This is a genomic window from Enterovibrio norvegicus FF-33 (genome assembly GCF_000286835.2).
GTDB lineage: Bacteria > Pseudomonadota > Gammaproteobacteria > Enterobacterales > Vibrionaceae > Enterovibrio > Enterovibrio norvegicus_A.
This window is the reverse complement of sequence record NZ_AJYD02000003.1, coordinates 59,673-75,942: the sequence shown is the minus strand read 5'-3', so window position 1 is coordinate 75,942 and position 16,270 is coordinate 59,673. Positions and strand designations below refer to the sequence as shown.

Below are 16,270 nucleotides of genomic sequence, written 5' to 3'. Positions count from 1 at the left end.
GAATGTAGTTTAACAGAGCATAAAAAAAGGGGATAGCGGTGAATAGACGGAAATTCATTAAAGTGATGGGGGCAGGTGCAGTTGTTCTAGCAGCGGGACCTGTTGTTGTAAGCCAAGTGTCGGGTGCAACGTCTACATCATTTAGACCCACTCATACCTATTCAGATATTCGGAAAACCCTGATCAGCTATGCGATGTTATGTCCTAATCCACACAACATTCAGCCATGGAAAGTTGCCTTTGAAGGTAAGGACACGATATTACTTTTCGTCGATAGCGACAGGCTTCTCCCTGAAACTGATCCTATTCATCGTCAAATTCACATTGGCCAGGGCACATTTATCGAAAGCCTCGCCATTGCCGCCAGCCATTTTGGTATTCGAGCGAATGTTCAATATTTTCCTCTTGGTGAATACAGCAACGAAGAACTCGAAAACAAACCCGTTGCGGCAATCACACTTCAACTCGATGAAAGCGTGACGCCAGATCCGCTGTTCCCATACTTGATCACTCGGCAATCGACCAAGACCGAATACACCAATGAAATGTTGAAGGATGTAGAGCTGAACAAGATAGTCAACATCGCGACAGATGGAGATTACCGTATCGAATTGGTGCAAGACGACAACGCTAAAGAGGCAATGCGCGGTTTCTTAAATCAAGCCATGTTCATTGAAGAGCAGAACGCAGACAGAAGCATGGAGACGATTGGCATGTTCCGTTTCAATGACAAAGAATACGCCCAATATCGAGATGGTTTTGGGCTTCCACAAAGTGGCGTGACAGGCGTAAAACGTTGGATGGCAGAAACATTCTTTGTCACCAGAAGCGCGGCGGAGAGCGATCCGGCCAGCTTTGGTAAAGAAGGTATCAAGTTAACGGAAGCCGTTACCAACAGCACACACCACTTCGCACTGCTCGTTAGCAAAAACAATACGCGTAAAACGCAGGTCGAAGTTGGTCGCTTATACAATCGCATTAACCTGCTGACAGCAACGATGGGGATTGCCCAACACCCGATGAGCCAAATTTTGCAAGAGTACAAAGACATGCTGCCATTGCAGATGGAATTTAAGCAGTATTTTGGTGTGCCCGAAGCGGAAACGGTGCAGATGGTATTTCGGCTTGGAAAAGCGAAACAAAACACGGAATCACCGAGGCGAGAAGTTAACGATCTGATCATCAATGCCTAATTAGGGCATGATGTATTGCCTTTCAATCCCATCAAGCATTTTATTACCAATGCTTGATGGGACCGTTCGGCGTCTACTTACAGTTGCACGCGAACGGTTTGCAGGGAATTGGCTGGGATATTGATTTGCGCGTTCTGCGCACCAATGACCAAATCAAACTCGATGGGCTGCTTGGTGGTATTCAGCAATTGCACACTTAACAGGTTATCGCTGTTAATCGTCGCACTCGCATGCAAGTCATCATGCGCTAGGCCGTCCAAAAACTTATCGGCCTGTACGGCTTTATCGCCAGGGCGAATCGTTCGGCTAAATTGCGCCAGCACGTCATAAATCGGCGTGTAGTAAACATAATCATTTTCCACATCGATCATGATTGGCGCACCGCAGAAGTTACCCGCGTGATTTGGACCACCATTGTGGTCAAGCACCGCATTCCAATCTATCCAACCGTCCATCCAGTGGTTAAGACTGACAATGATATTTCTCGCATAGCGATGAACTGGCGTATAGATAGGGTGGTTCTCTGGGTTCGGTGCCCACGTTGCCGTATACGCCCAATCGGTCGCGTTTTCATTCCACCAGAATTCATCATTATCAAACCAGCCAGATTCCTGAAACTTCTCTGGATCTAAAATACCCTTTGGCGCGGGTTTGCCAAGATCATCGATGGTGCCTTCCGTGTGGATAATTGAAAAGCCCGGATATTTGTTATGAACACGCTCTAACGCACCTTCATAAACATCCACTGTGCTTGAATACCAGTGAACCGCAGAACCGTAAACAAAAGGCGCGGTTTCAGGATCACCCAAGATAACGTCAGCCCAATGCTCTAAGTGATCGCGGTTTTGATCGTAAATCAAAACGCGAGTATCAGCAAAAGCGCTTTCTTTTAACTTCGGACCAAGGAACTCTTTAATGAAAGTATTCTGGGTTTCCGCGGTGAAGTGCATGCTTTCCCAGTTGCCGCTGTTACCGTGGGGTTCATTCACAGGTGTTAAGCCCCAGATATCAACCCCTGCTTCTTTATAATGCTCAAGGTACTTCAACAGATAATCGGCGTAGGTTGACACATATTCCGGCTTTAGCGAGCCGCCTGTACCTTGCCAGTCGTTCTCTTTCGATCCCGGAATAAACCATGTCTCGATGTCTTTCATCCATGGCGGCGCAGTCCATGCGGAAGCAATGATGCTTAATGTACTGTCATCTTGTTTTGCTTTGATGGCCATTGCCTCGTGGATCATAGGCAGTACATCAAACGACTCATCTTGAATACCGGGATACTTCGCCTTAGAAAAACCATCGCCGTCCGGCGCGATAGTGAAGTGCTTTAGCTCGCTATCACCTTCAACTTCCGCATATCCAAGCTTTCCTTCCACAGAAAAATCCGTCGAACCGATAGGGGTTCGAGTCAAAGAAAAGTTAGCGCCGGTGTCAGCGTAAAGTTTTTCCATCACTTCCTGTCGTTTATCGACAGAAAGGTGAGCCAGAACAAAAGCTGAAGACTCAGTGAATGACGTGCCAATACCTGAAATGGTCTGCTTAATAACATCAGGTTGGATCACGATCTGCGTGCCGTTCGCCGTCTCTGTGGTAAAGGCTTGGTTCGACATCAACGACATCTTGTCGCCAGCTTCGCTGGTGAGCAGGATTTCAGTCGTAGAGGATAATCCGAAATGTTTACTGTTGTTCTGAATCAATGGTTTGTCCTTGTCATATTCAGATGTGCAGGAAAACATCATCGCTGAGGACAATGCGATAAAAACTGCAGAGAGCGTTCTCACTTCCATGTCGTTACTCCGTGTTCCGTAAAAGTGCCTACTCAGAATTTCAGTGGATATAAAGGAGAAACCTTACCTACTAGTGAGTCAATGAAAGCGCTTTCTTTTTGATTCGCAAGGTTGTCTCTCAACACTCAATTCAACCCATACATATACCTTGTTCACTCTAATTTGTAACTAATACCGCCGATGAACTCTTTCTGTTTTCTTGGATTCAATACAAGTGGACGTTGGAGATGTGACGCTGGCAGTAGTGAGCCATGGAAGAAGTGATCAGAGAGGCCATTTATAGAAAAGACAGGTCTGTTGTCGTTGTTGTTCAGATGCCGCTATCACAATATAGGGTGCATTTTTGAATCAAGGACCATGCGATTATGAGTCGTGATTTGACTGATTTACTTAGAATCTCATCTTTTCTTAAATCATCTTTTTAATCTTTTTATTCAAAGGATTAAAGTTGATACATCGTTTCACGTCTTCTCAGCTAATCTCATTTAGGTGCATCCTTGTTTGACTATGTGTTTGACTATATTTCGCCATAGTCAAACAAGGGTAGGAGTAAATGCTGGAGAGTTTGATGCTGACGGTTAATGCTATAAAGGGCTTAAAACCCCGAGGCAGTCCCTACTATGAATGGGACAGTAATAGCGAGCGTGGTTCCGGTAAGTTAGGCGTACAAGTGACGCCCAAAGGTACAAAGCGTTTCGTGTTTCGTTACTTTGTCGATCGCAAAGCGAAGTTTATCCCGTTAGGGCAATTTCCGTCGCTGTCACTTAATGACGCCAGAGCTAAGCAAAAGGAATTAGGTGACCTTGTGCTTCAAGGCATCGACCCAAAAGAAAGCATGGCAAGCGCTAAGCGAGAGCAAGAAAACTCGCAGAAGGAAGAAGCGCGGAAAGGCTCCATCCAGCAGTTGTTTGATGCCTATGTGGCGCAAATGGCAAGAGATGGTAAGCGTACTCACAAAGCCGTCCTTTCCTCATTGGAAAAAGAAGTCTATCCCACTATTCCCCCGCAGACGAAAGCCAAAAGCGTAACAACCCATGATCTGATCCTGGTGCTGGCCTCTATGATCAAGCGGGGAGCGAAAACACAATCGAACCGAGTGCGTAGCTATCTGATGGCCGCGTTTAACTACGGCTTAAAACACGACAACGACCCTGCTAACTTCATTGATGAAGCTAAGTTTGGCTTAGTGTTTAACCCCATGACGGCAATTCCAAAACAGAAAGACGCAGAACGAGTTGGTGAGCACTACCTGAAAATAGGTGAGGTGGTCCAGGTGATTGCCGATCTGAATGGGGAATATGAACGATTCAAAATGGGTGACACTATCCGGTGTTTGATTTTGCTTTGTTTGTATACGGGAGGCCAGCGCCCCTATGAACTGGCCGCTTCGAAGTGGGAAGCGGTGGATTGGCAGCAAAAATCGCTTTTGGTGAGTCGTGACCTGTCTAAAAACAAGCGTGAACACATTATTCCTCTAACAGAAACCGCATTGGCAGTGTTGCGCCAACTGCGTGAAGCAAACCAAGACTCGGGCTATATCTTTCCGCACCGGCTGAACCGCAACGAACACATTCGTTTGGATTCGCTATCACAGGCTGTTACCCGATACCGAGAGGCGACGCCTTTTGTTTCGTCATTCACTCCCCGCGACATTCGCCGCACGTGTAAAACCCTAATGGGAGAGATTGGTATTTCTAAATCAATTAGGGACCGCATTCAGAACCATGCGCTCAATGATGTTTCCAGTAAGCACTATGACCGCTACGAATACCTGCCTGAGAAGAGAAGGGCATTGGAATCATGGGAACAACGACTAAATGACAACACCAATGTCACGAATGTAGTGGCATTTTCAGGGAGGGATTAAGTCATGTCATCGCAGAAAGAGACTGATACGAAGTTGCCGCCTCTGTTACCCCTTGAGTATTGCACAGTGGAGCGGGCCGCCAGGCTACTGGGGTGTGAGGTGGAAGATATCCATCATTGGCATGACATAGGAGCAATAAAATTATGTGCAAATTTTCAAAAACGAGTACTAGGGAAGGTTAAAATCTCCATGCGTAATATCCTAGACAAAGAGGATAGTCTTCCAAGCGCGTATTTGAGAGATGCTGTTGAAAAAGCAGCAGAAAAACATACGAAACTTAGAGATCTTGCTCTACTCCAAAGCGAAAAAAATAATTTGGTCATAAAGGTTTACGAATACTTCTTAGTTGGTGAGAGAGGTTGTCCAGTGGTACCCATGTGTGTTTACCATGAAAATGGAACCGCAATCTGGAACGCTGATAACTGCAGCGTTGCGACAAATGGCCTTGAAGCAGATGCCCACATTGCGGGCTTTTGGGGAGTGAGTTCTTTCGAACGCTACAGCTCTGATGATCAGACTATTGAGCTTGTATCTTATGAAGTTGAAGCTTCTTGGGGCGATGAGTTAAAAGGGATAGAGATTAGGGTTGATAAAGACCTATGGAATGGGGAGTTCTATTTGCTGCGTAGGGATATTCTTAAAATTCATAAAGCAACACATAGCATGGAAGGGCTGCCCAACCGCTACAACGATGTTGCTATTGCTGAGGTAATGAACGACCGAGAGTACGTGGCGGAAGAACTATTCACGAAATTCAAAACGTCACAAGACACTAGAGGGATAGCTCTGGGTATTATGGCCAAGCTAGTGGGCCAATCTAAGCCAAATAAGTTTATACGGGGCAAGAAGATCAACTCTTCGGAACTAATGAAAACGATAGAGCAAGAATGTGCTCGTATTGGTATTGGTCCTCTTTCAGGGGAGGTGCGAAAGGATATTAGCCAATGTGTCGAAGCTGTTGAAAGAGAAGTTGAAAACTCAAAAAAACACAATAAACCAATATATTAAGTATTGGGCTTACGTTTACCGCCCAACAATGTTTTGGGCGCGCCCAAATTATTGAAGTCTAGTAATGTAACTTAGCTCCTGTTCGCATTTGAACCTAACAAGGAGCAAAAAATGACAATCTCTCGCATTGTATCTCTCCAAGAAATGTCCTCACTTGTTGGGCGGTCATCCAAAACCATTTGGCGTTGGTATCGCAAAGACAAGGTTTTTCCTACTCCAATAGAAGTAAATGGACGCGCTATTGGCTGGCGCGAAGCAGACTATCAAGCATGGTTGAATGGTGAATGGCAAAAATAGTCAAACTTTCAGCAGCAAGATATTAGCGACGAGAATAGAGACCGGTTAACCAGTCTTCTCAACGAGCAATTACACGACCTAGCAGCGCTTCAAAATAGAGAAGAAGAAAAAGTCATTTATCTTCAGCTCGCTTTAGCCGGTTCGGAGTGTCGGGGGGGATTATGTCAAACCATCCTAAAAGAACACTTAGCTTGTCCTCAGCCGATCTCATGCTCGGGTATTACCTCCTGCATGTTGGGAATGAGGGGAGTAATCCCCTTTTACCCATTGCTGCTGCAAAAGCTATGACTAAGGCAAGTTGTAATATCCTGAAGGTATTTTACTCAGACGTGACAAGCTCTGAACAAGATATCCATACGTGGGCGAACACCGGAAACGCCGAGCGCAAAGAGGCGCTGATAGAACGACTTGGAGTGGACAGCTTTAGACTAGTGGCGGCGTCTGCATATGTCGTGGATGACTTCACGGCTGACACCGTCACCAATATTGATAGCTACAGATCTCTTGATGATGAACGTGGACATATTAAACGGCTCAAAGCGAAAGACACGCGGTTTCCAGACTTGAATGACAACGCAAGGCCTTTGGGAACGTTCGATAACCTTTCTGCCCTGGTCGAGCATATCGGGTTAACCCCCGCCCAAAACAGTATGACGCTTGAACTTGAAATGCTCGAAGGTGGTAAACCACGACCGGAAACGTTCGAGGGTAAGCGCTCATTTTTAATCAGTGAGGCGCTAAAAGCGGGACTGCCTAAGTCCTCAATAGAAGATCACCTCACCGCACTGTGCGAAAAGAAGGCCTATCACCCCGTGAGGGAATGGTTATCGGCAGGCGAGTGGGATGGTATTGAGCGGGTATCAACGGTCATTGACGCTGTTAATGCCAAGGACAAAAAGATTGCAGACGTTGCGCTGGGTAAGTGGTTTGTTGCTGCTGTGGCGGCACTTTACGAGCCTAACTTTACCTGTAAGTTAGTCCCTGTGTTACAGAGTGAACAGAGTTTCATGAAAACGGCTTATATCTCCCGATTTGCTGAGGTGGTGCCTCATGCTTTCCTGGAAGGTGCGGAGCTCAACCCAGACAATAAAGACTCAATTCTGAGTTGTATTAAAAGCTGGGTTGTAGAACTTGGCGAGCTTGAGCGAACATCCAAGTACAGTCAGGGTAGTTTGAAAGCTTTTATCACCAAGAATGTTGACTCCGTTAGGCCACCCTATGGCCGCGCGGACGTTAAAAAGAAACGACAAACCGTATTCATAGCCAGTGTTAACGGTACTGATTTCTTGCGAGATGAGACCGGATCTAGCCGCTATGCAGTGGTTGAACTGAGCAAAGCCGCTGATATGGAGGCGGTTAATATGGCATTGGGATGGAGCTACGAAGATGGCCGTTTATCGCTTGAGGAGCCGGAGCTATTGAGGCAATTTTGGCTTGAGGTGAAACACAGCTACGACAACGGAGCATCCTGGACTCTGAACAAAAACGAACTTCGCATGTTTAGCCAGGTCAATGACCAACATCAGTTCAAAGATGATTATCGCGTGTTGCTTGAAGAGCGTTTTTTAGATGTGAAGATGACTAACCGACATCTCCAATGGCTCAAAGCGTCCGAAGTATGTAGCTATTGCGATATACCGGCTACAAGGGCAAGAGCGATAGGAAAGGCGTTAAAAGGGATGGCTCAAGATGGATTGATTCAGTCAAAAGAGGGACGCTCAAGAGTCGTGGTCTATCTTCTCCCTATCATCTATGAGCGTTGAAGAGGTACTGTGAGCTGTCATGAGTGTTTCGTAATCATGCTCTGACTACTTTGATAATGGTGAAGAACCAATACCGCATAACGCGTTTATGGACAGAAATCATTTAGAAAAAGCTCAAATCACTAACGAATTTGAGCTTTAAATGATAAATCGAAAACATGATTATTGAATTTTTAACAAAAAATCACACATAATCATGCGGAGAGATGGTAGCCAAAGGAATGCTATAGGCTATCATCCAAAATAAACTCTCTTAGAAGCTTATCCAGCTCGATGTTCACCCTAGGTGGCGGTAACGTTTTATCTAACTTTGCTTCCAAATAAGCCTTTGCCTTGGCTTTATCGACACTGGCTTTCAGCGTGTCAAAGCGTCCGAAGTTATTCAGGTTTGCAGCGGTAACTTGGCCTGTTTTCAGTGTTTTTAGCAGTTGCCCATCTAGCCCCAACGCATCGACAATAATTTGCAAAGCTTCATTTTCTTCTTCTACTTGCGCCCTAGTAATGTAGTCCTGCAAAGTTTTACCGGATTCGATAATCAAGTTACCTGCTTGTACATCAATAAGCAGTTTATGGGCTTGCTTTTGCTCATCTTGACTTAAACTCGCAAAAGATTTGTGTAGCTCATCTCGTGTTTGCTGCATCTGCTCAGACGTAACATTGGGTTGACTAAGCTGTTTTAGAAACTTAGAAAACTGCGCATTCATATAGTTATGATCAATTCGCCCCGTGTTTTGCTCCGTCAAATAGCCCAAAATGGCGTAAGGTACGGCGGGCTCATTACCACCACCTCCACCACCAGATGATAGCTCTTTATAGCGCTGCAATAGGGTTTGATGCTGCGATTCGGTAAAGGTCACATCTACCGCACTGCACGTATCCTCAAACTGATAGCTGCTTTCCTGCCAGTCGAATCCTTGCACTTTGGCCGCTTCTAAATACTTATTGAACTCATTGAATAAGCTCGCAAACTTAGCTTGAACAGCCTCGTCTTTCGGCAAGTGCTCAAAGTACGCGATTTGCTCATTGTTAAACAGCACTTCAATGTCTGCAAACACCTCGTTCAGGTGATTAAGATTATCTTCCAGCTTATCGACGAAGACACCAAAAGGGCGATCACCAGAGTAAAGCTTGAGCGCTTTATTGATGTTCTGCTCCATGGTATGCGGTTTACGGTAATAACGAATATTCCCGAAAGGTTTATCCAAACCGAACAGACGGTTAGTGCGTGAAAACGCCTGAATGATATTGGCGTATTCCAGCGTCTTATCCAGATAGAGGGTATTCACCCATTTTGAATCGTACCCTGTCAGCATTTGGTCAACGACAATCAACAGGTGCAATTGTTGATCTGGTTGCTGCTCTGCGTGTTGGTAAGGCTTTTTATGGGCGAGTCGTGCCGCGATATCCTTTTTAAACTGCGCATGGGTTGGCAAGGTATACGTGGTGTTGTAGGTGTTATTGTAATCTTCAATAATCGCGGTTAAGCCGGCCTCTTTTGCTATCGCGCCGCCTTTATTGTCAATATTCGGGTCAAACAGAGCTGTAACCTTCAAATGAGGGGCTTGTTGCTTAAATAGACGATAATATTCCAGCGCTTCGGGAATGTTATGGGTGGCAAAAATACCATGAAACTTGTTGGCGCGGCTGAATCGTGTCCAGTTGCCCAGTATGTCATCCATCACTTTTTGCTTATGCTCGATGCGGTCATATTGACTGGCTGGCAGCAATGCCTCAATGCCACGCACGGTTTTGCCGTTAATCTCGGACGTAGCCATGGGCACTCGTGCACTGTCCATGTACTTATCGTAAGCTTTTTCTTTTACTGGATCGCCAAACACTTCCGCATGTGTATTCACTTTGGCCTTTTCGAGGGCAACAGCGCTCCGTAAATCGCTATCTTTGTAGGTCATCACCTTATAGGGATCAAATCCCAGCACGTTGCCGTCACGAATGCCATCGCCAATGCTATAACGGTGTAGCTCATCGCCAAAAATCGTACTGGTCGTGCTGTCTTTCTTTTGGTTTTCTTCCTGAATCGGAGTGCCAGTAAAGCCAAAAAATACCGCATTAGGAAATGTTTTTTTAATGTCAGTTAGCATATCGCCAAAGGTAGAGCGGTGCGCTTCGTCAACAATAAAGGCAATACGCTTTTGGTTAATTTTCTCAATATCGGCGGTTTTTAACTGACCTTCATCCTGAATGTTACTCATTTTTTGGATGGAAGTAACAATGAGGCAATCGCCAGGCTTGGTGCTTTTTAGCTTGGTGATTAATACATGGGTATTTTCCGTGCCCTGAACTTCATCCGTGGCATCGGCAAAACTGCGATACTCTTCCAACGACTGAGTGCCCAGCTCAATACGATCCATCAGAAATACGACTTTATCGGCATCCCCGGAGTTAGCGATAAGCTGCGCGGATTTAAAGCTGGTCATGGTTTTACCTGAGCCTGTGGTGTGCCAGATATAACCACCTTTGTTTTTCACCGACCAGTCAAGGCCACTTATCTTGCTGGAAATGGCGTTAGTGGCATAGTACTGATAGCTGCGCATCACCTTTAATACGCCATCAGCATTGTCGGCCACAGTGTAAAAACCTATTAACTGGTGTGCCATCGGGATAGAAAGCAGATCAGTAATCACTTTATGCCAATGGTTCACCGGCTCGTTAGAAAAATCTGCCCATTGGAAGTAGTAATCGTGATTAAAGCGGCCATCTTTGCCAGGGTTGGCAAAATAGAGGCTTTGGTCTGGGGTCATCGCCACAAATACTTGCACCAGTACAATAATGCCTGCGCTAAAGTGGCCTTCGTGGGTGTACTTCTCTATCTGGTTACACGCTTCGATCACGGGTACACCGGAACGTTTTAGCTCCAGATGGATGACAGGCATGCCGTTAATCAGCAATAGCAGATCGCCTCTGCGGTCATGCTGCACGGCACTTTTGCGGTTAAATCTTGGCTGCTGAACAATTTGATACCGGCTCTTACCCGCCGCGATCTCTTGGCGGTCGTAGATGTGCAGGCTGATCTCTTTGCCATAATGCAGCGCATCGTCGGGGTTATCTCGCTTTATAGATACGGTTTTACCGTTAATAAAGCCATTGAGTTTTAAAGGCGTTTTAAGCGAGGTTATCTGTTCAACAATCTGCTGCATCTCGCTGCCGGTTAGCGGTGCGTTATTGAGGCGATCAATGCTATTGTTATTTTGAAAGAGAATATCTGCCCAGTTTTGCAGTAAATCCGCTTCAGTGAGGTTTTTTAGAACAGTATCTTCCCAGCCTTTTTTACAAAGTTCGGTAATTACATCCTGTTCGAATAAGGCTTCTTTGGTGTAGGTCACAACCTGTCCTTGCTGACGTTGGCTCGCAATCCGCCGTCTATTTGCAGCGGTTGACGCGAGGGGCTAAATATATATTTTATGCTGGTCTGTTTGTGCGCTTACACCAGATTTGATGTGAGCGCACTGAGATTCAAGCGATTAAACTTAATGGATGAAAAGCATCACACAAACATCTTTGTCAGATACCCCTGCTTCAGGTTTTTCAACTTGTCAATCTGCTGCTGTTGCAGTTTGATCAAGTGGTCAAGATTATGGAAGTACTCGCCAATTTTGGTTTGTTCAAGTTTATCTTCCGGATAAAAAACGAAAGTATCCTTTATCGACGACTTTGAGATCGACAGTACTTTTGTACCTTGCATAAGAGGAAGCAGTTGATCATGATAGCAATTCGAATTTAATAGATAACCTAAATACTTGGGCGCGAACTCGATTGATGGTCTTACCGCAATGGTATGTAAACCGGCTAGCAATATTTCGTCAGTTAAGTTCTGTATCTCAGTACACTTACCAACCGATGAATCTTCTGCTGCATCAGCAAGAACAACATCACCATTTTTTAGTGCTTTGGGCATCATCTTTGCCACTAGAGCAGAATTTGAAACAAAGGGGACTTTAACCGCTGAGATATCAAGCACTTCATTAAATTTGATTAATATATCACCATAATGGATGTTCTTAGCTAGCCCATGCTCATAATTCAATTCAGCCCTTGAAAGGCTGTTATTCGATAGGTACGTAAAACAATCACTGAACGATTGTTTGAACCAATCACCACTAAATCCAGCAAAACGTAGTTCAGGCACCGTCTGTCCAGCTTTAGGGAACATCTTACCCAGCATGGCTTTTTTCAGCTGTCGCAGCTTTGTAAGCTTGTCTCGATGGAGCTTGAGTTGTTTGTCGACATTTTGAAAATAATAACCTAGTGATGTTTGCTCAACTTTGTTTGGAAAAAACACCTTGCTACTTTTTACTTTATCTGGTGAAGAATGCTTAACAGTCGTGCCAGAGGATGTTGCTACTATTTGGTTTCGATATGTGTCCGTACCTAAAAGATAAAAAAGAAATCCATAGTCACCTTTGTATTGAATTAACTTACCCAAACGCTGATTGTGTAAGTAAGTCGTTCCATCATCAGGGACAATAGCGGGAAGCCCTAACATTTGTGCAGTTGGAGTTAGGTCCGTCATCGTGATGAAAATATCACCAGCTGCAAATATAAACTTTTGGGGTGTTTTCCCTTCTAGTTTATAATTTTGACCTTTCCCATATTGAAAACCCCCACCAATATGCACACTTCCCGGTGTCAATACTTCATAACCAGTTTTATCTTTACAGAAATATTCACTTTTAAACGCATAGCCATTTGCCAATGATAAAACGTCTCCAAGTGACTTTTCTTCCCACTCATCTTCAAATCCTTCAAAACGTATAGTAGGTAAAGCGAGTTTTCCTTTACTCATGCTGGCTACCTTCCAAGGCTTCACCTTGCTCTTGGTGGCAATGCAAAAAGCGCTGTAACACTTTTATGCCCTGCATATCAAACTCATCACCTTGCAACTCACCCATCATTTCAGCTAGCTGTTGCTCCACTTGCTGAGTTTCTTGGGCGATGTCGCCATAGGTTTGGGCGTATTTGTCTGCTAACGCTTGCAGTTTATTAGTTAAGCGTTGGATGAGCTGTTGTGGCAACTGTGCTAGTGAATGTACGATGGGTTGTACCCATTTAAGCAATAACAGGTGCTCTATTTCTGGCTGGGTTAACTCAGTGATCTTTTGCTTAGTCGCTTCTAGCAGGTCTTCGTCTGCGGCTTTAAGGCTCTTTTTCAGGGTCTTTTCTTCGTTTTGCAGTTTCACCACTGCTAACAGCTTGCTTTCGAAGCTGTCTTTAGCAAAGGTTTCACCGCGCTTTTGATCGGCTTTAATTTGTTTCACTTCTTTGTTTAGCTCGGCATTCACGAAGGCGGTCTTGTCTTCATTGACGCACGCGGACTCTTTATCGTCTTCACTCAAGCCATTAAAGAGTTCTTCTATCTCTGTATTAATGATCTGCAGCCGTTCGCTGATGGTTTGAATGTGTTTTAACTCTTCCTTAAAGTAGGTTTTCTCAACTAACTCAAAAGGAAAAATACGACCAAGCCAGCCTTCTTGTACTTGTACCTCTTTGCCTTTCTGTTTTTTGGTAACCATCTTAGGCTCCACCTTTTTACAGGTATCCATGCCTTCGGTTTGGATCATCTCTAAATCTGTCCCGAGCTGCAGCCATTTGTCATCCAGCACTTGGTAGGCGTCGTATTTGTCAATCAAAGCGATACCTTGCAAGCGGCGGAAGATCTCATCGCTGATAATGCCTTGCTGACGTGAACGTTTTACCTGCAACAACTCGGTGATCAAACTTTGCTTTAGGTAGGCTTCAAAGTCGCCGAACGCCTGCTTATATTGGCCGTTAAACCCTTGGATGTCCTCATGGGCGGTGATGGCGGCTTTCACATCTTCCACGCTCAGTGCGGAGTATTCGCTAGAGGTTGCAGTAAACAAGCTCGCTTTAAGGTTTGGCATCGCCTGCCAATAGGAGCGTAATGCCGCCAGTTCGCTGTTGGGAATACCCCCGAACATGGATGCGTAGATATCCCAGCTTTCAGCCGCATCAGATGAGTCAATATATCGAGGAATATTGAGGTTATAAGCATGCTTAGTACGAATGGTATCGCGGCTGACCAGTGCTGCAAATTTGTCTTGTGGTTGGCGAGTAATTACCGTATCAACAATACGTTTAATGTCGCAGGCGCGTAGCTTGTTATTTTTGCCTTCTTTAACGAAGCCTTTTGAGGCATCAATGATGAGTACGTCGTCGTTGTCTCGAGTTTGCTTTAACACCAAAACGATGGTGGGAATGCCCGTACCAAAGAAGACATTGGCAGGCAATCCGATAATGGCGTCAATGTGGTTCTTTTCGATTAGATTTTGGCGAATTTTACCTTCATCTCCACCACGGAACAGTACCCCATGAGGCAATACAATGGTCATGATGCCATCGGGTTTTAGGTGGTATAGGTCATGCAGAAGAAAGGCGTAATCCGCTTTGGTTTTTGGCGCTAGGCCAAATGGCGAATAACGCGGATCTTTATCTTTAAACTCCGGATCCCACTTTTGTGAATAAGGCGGGTTCGAGACGACGGCATCGACTCGTAGTGGCTCATGGGTTTTATTGGTATCAATTGGCCAGTCATCTTCTAGCGTATCTGCATTGCGGGTGATGATGTCGTTAGGCAAAATCCCACGCATAAACAAGTTCATACGCGTTAAGTTATACGTGTTTTGTTTGAGTTCTTGGGCAAAATAACGAATGTTGTTCTCACCATCTAGGCGCTTTGCTACTGATTGACCGATGTTGATCAGCAACGATCCTGAGCCACTTGTTGGATCGTAAATTTGAATTTTTTCACGCTCTTTAAGATGGTCAGCCATGATCTCAGACATCAACACAGAGACTTCGTGAGGCGTATAAAATTCGCCAGCTTTTTTGCCCGCGTTAGCAGCAAATTGGCTGATTAAGTATTCGTAGATAAAGCCGAGTACATCATAGTCTTGCTTGCCTTTCATTGGGATGTCGTTTATCAAGTGGATCAAGCTTCTCGCCGCTTTAGTTTGTGATGCGGCATTATCCCCTAACTTACTAAGGCCAGTCTCTAGCGTGTTAAAGATGCCCTCAAACAGATCTTTATGGGCAGGGTTAATCAAGCGACCAAACGCTGATAATGCATCACGAACGTAGGCAATGTCGAAATCATGTCCGTCTTCTATCCAAGTAGAAAACAGATTGTCGTAGGCGATGAAGTAGCCAATCTCATTTCGTATATAGTTGAGGGTGTCTTCGTCTTGCTCGTTGAGTTCTTTGATTGATTGTTCATCAAATTCGTTATTGATCAGAAACTGAACTTGCTTATCTGACAAGAACTTATAAAAGATAAAACCCAAGATGTAATCTTTGTAATCATTCGATTCAATTTTAGAACGCATTTGGTTTGCCGATTCCCAAATTTTGGCGGCAAGTTGTTGTTTATTCATTATTTACTCTAATTGTTTTAATCAATGATTCAGCGATGCGTTTAAATGAGGCAAAGCAAGTATCAAAATCATGAGGTTCAGTGTTAAACACCATAGGCGTCACAAAGTCTTTAAAGCGTTGACGGAAAATTGGGTTTGCCTCAAGTTCCTGCAATCCGAGTTGTAGCTCTTGTGCCGGATTAGCCACGAATTCTGCGTGCTGATTGCCAAAGCGAGCAATATCTTCCTCTAATACGGTTTGAAAGAGTTTTGCAAGGGATTCAATATCCAGTTTTTCTACTAAATCAATACAGTGAATGTCGTAGATATGGCGTACCAGTGTCGCATCATCTTTACGTTCAGCATTACGATTCACCAACATAGTGCGGCGCAACATAGAAATGACTTTCTCAGCCAATGTGGCGTGTATCGATACGCAATCGAAAGCACGAACTTCTTGAGGTTGTTTATACAGTTCCGCGACCAGTGACTGAATGCTGCGTGGATCCACTTCAAGTAGTGGGATTGTTTCCATCAGCTCCAATTTGATAATTGGGCGAAGACATGGGGCTTGGCTAAACTGTTGCGGATATCTTAGTTCGTACTCGACATAGCGATATTCATCACGTACAACGCGCGTTTCAACCGTAAACCGCTCAGATTGTGTGATTACCTGCTCGATATCGTCGATACATGTTTTACGGTGCGCTTTCTTTTTTGCTCGGCTGAGTTCGTTAAATGCTTGATTGGGGATCAATTTGATATCCACGTCTTCCGACATTCTCAAGATTTTTACGTTTGATTTTGCTAGCGCAGTGCCGCCTGAAAAGACCATTTGATGGGACTTCTGTGCTGTTTTAGCCAGCTCGACAAGCAAAGCAACTACCCAGTAATCTTTTTCAATGATGGCTGGGTTACCAAGCTCAAGTGCATCGGAAACCTCAAGGAATTGTTGTTTTAGCTTTTCCAT

The 16,270-nt window shown here is 44.7% G+C and carries 10 protein-coding genes; 5 read left to right on the top strand and 5 right to left on the bottom strand.

Annotated elements, in window-relative coordinates; translation table 11 throughout:
• The first annotated feature begins 38 nt into the window (after window positions 1-38).
• Window positions 39-1,193 carry an Acg family FMN-binding oxidoreductase gene (locus A1OO_RS00790; RefSeq protein ID WP_139124441.1) on the top strand — a complete coding sequence of 385 codons (1,155 nt, stop codon included), beginning with the start codon at window positions 39-41 and terminating at the stop codon, window positions 1,191-1,193.
• 77 nt (window positions 1,194-1,270) lie between these two features.
• Here the strand turns inward: A1OO_RS00790 and A1OO_RS00785 are convergent, their stop codons facing one another.
• Window positions 1,271-2,980: a glycoside hydrolase family 30 protein gene (locus tag A1OO_RS00785; RefSeq protein ID WP_017005176.1), complete on the bottom strand. Its 1,710-nt coding sequence runs from the start codon at window positions 2,978-2,980 to the stop codon at window positions 1,271-1,273.
• A gap of 568 nt (window positions 2,981-3,548) precedes the next feature.
• Here A1OO_RS00785 and A1OO_RS00780 point away from each other — a divergent pair.
• From A1OO_RS00780 to A1OO_RS00765, 4 genes are all read left to right on the top strand, one after another.
• Window positions 3,549-4,847: a tyrosine-type recombinase/integrase gene (locus A1OO_RS00780; protein ID WP_017005174.1), complete on the top strand. Its 1,299-nt coding sequence runs from the start codon at window positions 3,549-3,551 to the stop codon at window positions 4,845-4,847.
• Window positions 4,848-4,850: 3 nt separating this feature from the next.
• On the top strand, window positions 4,851-5,855 hold the full coding sequence (locus A1OO_RS00775; protein ID WP_017005172.1) for a hypothetical protein: 1,005 nt from the start codon (window positions 4,851-4,853) through the stop codon (window positions 5,853-5,855).
• A gap of 111 nt (window positions 5,856-5,966) precedes the next feature.
• On the top strand, window positions 5,967-6,152 hold the full coding sequence (locus A1OO_RS00770; protein WP_017005169.1) for a helix-turn-helix transcriptional regulator: 186 nt from the start codon (window positions 5,967-5,969) through the stop codon (window positions 6,150-6,152).
• 329 nt (window positions 6,153-6,481) lie between these two features.
• Entirely contained in the window at window positions 6,482-7,915 is a 1,434-nt protein-coding gene (locus A1OO_RS00765; protein ID WP_241819015.1) for a virulence-associated E family protein, read from the top strand.
• A 224-nt stretch (window positions 7,916-8,139) separates the two neighbouring features.
• Here the strand turns inward: A1OO_RS00765 and A1OO_RS00760 are convergent, their stop codons facing one another.
• The 4 genes from A1OO_RS00760 to A1OO_RS00745 all read right to left on the bottom strand — a co-directional run bounded on the left by A1OO_RS00760 (window position 8,140) and on the right by A1OO_RS00745 (window position 16,270).
• The gene (locus A1OO_RS00760; RefSeq protein ID WP_017005160.1) at window positions 8,140-11,256 is read right to left on the bottom strand and encodes a type I restriction endonuclease subunit R, EcoR124 family; all 3,117 of its coding nucleotides are present in this window, start codon (window positions 11,254-11,256) and stop codon (window positions 8,140-8,142) included.
• A gap of 161 nt (window positions 11,257-11,417) precedes the next feature.
• Window positions 11,418-12,716, bottom strand: coding sequence for a restriction endonuclease subunit S (locus tag A1OO_RS22920; RefSeq protein ID WP_017005157.1), 1,299 nt, complete (start codon window positions 12,714-12,716; stop codon window positions 11,418-11,420).
• The gene (locus tag A1OO_RS00750) at window positions 12,709-15,321 is read right to left on the bottom strand and encodes a type I restriction-modification system subunit M (RefSeq protein ID WP_017005155.1); all 2,613 of its coding nucleotides are present in this window, start codon (window positions 15,319-15,321) and stop codon (window positions 12,709-12,711) included. Before A1OO_RS00750 ends, A1OO_RS22920 begins: the two co-directional genes overlap by 8 nt.
• Window positions 15,314-16,270: a nucleotidyl transferase AbiEii/AbiGii toxin family protein gene (locus A1OO_RS00745; protein ID WP_017005153.1), complete on the bottom strand. Its 957-nt coding sequence runs from the start codon at window positions 16,268-16,270 to the stop codon at window positions 15,314-15,316. The genes A1OO_RS00750 and A1OO_RS00745 overlap by 8 nt, the downstream gene beginning before the upstream one ends.

What these genes read in the sequence shown, in the direction of transcription:
- A1OO_RS00750 (WP_017005155.1), bottom strand. Translation starts at nt 15,321, where the DNA reads ATGAATAAACAACAACTTGCCGCCAAAATTTGGGAATCGGCAAACCAA.
- A1OO_RS00785 (WP_017005176.1), bottom strand. Translation starts at nt 2,980, where the DNA reads ATGGAAGTGAGAACGCTCTCTGCAGTTTTTATCGCATTGTCCTCAGCG.
- A1OO_RS00745 (WP_017005153.1), bottom strand. Translation starts at nt 16,270, where the DNA reads ATGGAAAAGCTAAAACAACAATTCCTTGAGGTTTCCGATGCACTTGAG.
- A1OO_RS00770 (WP_017005169.1), top strand. Translation starts at nt 5,967, where the DNA reads ATGACAATCTCTCGCATTGTATCTCTCCAAGAAATGTCCTCACTTGTT.
- A1OO_RS00775 (WP_017005172.1), top strand. Translation starts at nt 4,851, where the DNA reads ATGTCATCGCAGAAAGAGACTGATACGAAGTTGCCGCCTCTGTTACCC.
- A1OO_RS22920 (WP_017005157.1), bottom strand. Translation starts at nt 12,716, where the DNA reads ATGAGTAAAGGAAAACTCGCTTTACCTACTATACGTTTTGAAGGATTT.
- A1OO_RS00780 (WP_017005174.1), top strand. Translation starts at nt 3,549, where the DNA reads ATGCTGACGGTTAATGCTATAAAGGGCTTAAAACCCCGAGGCAGTCCC.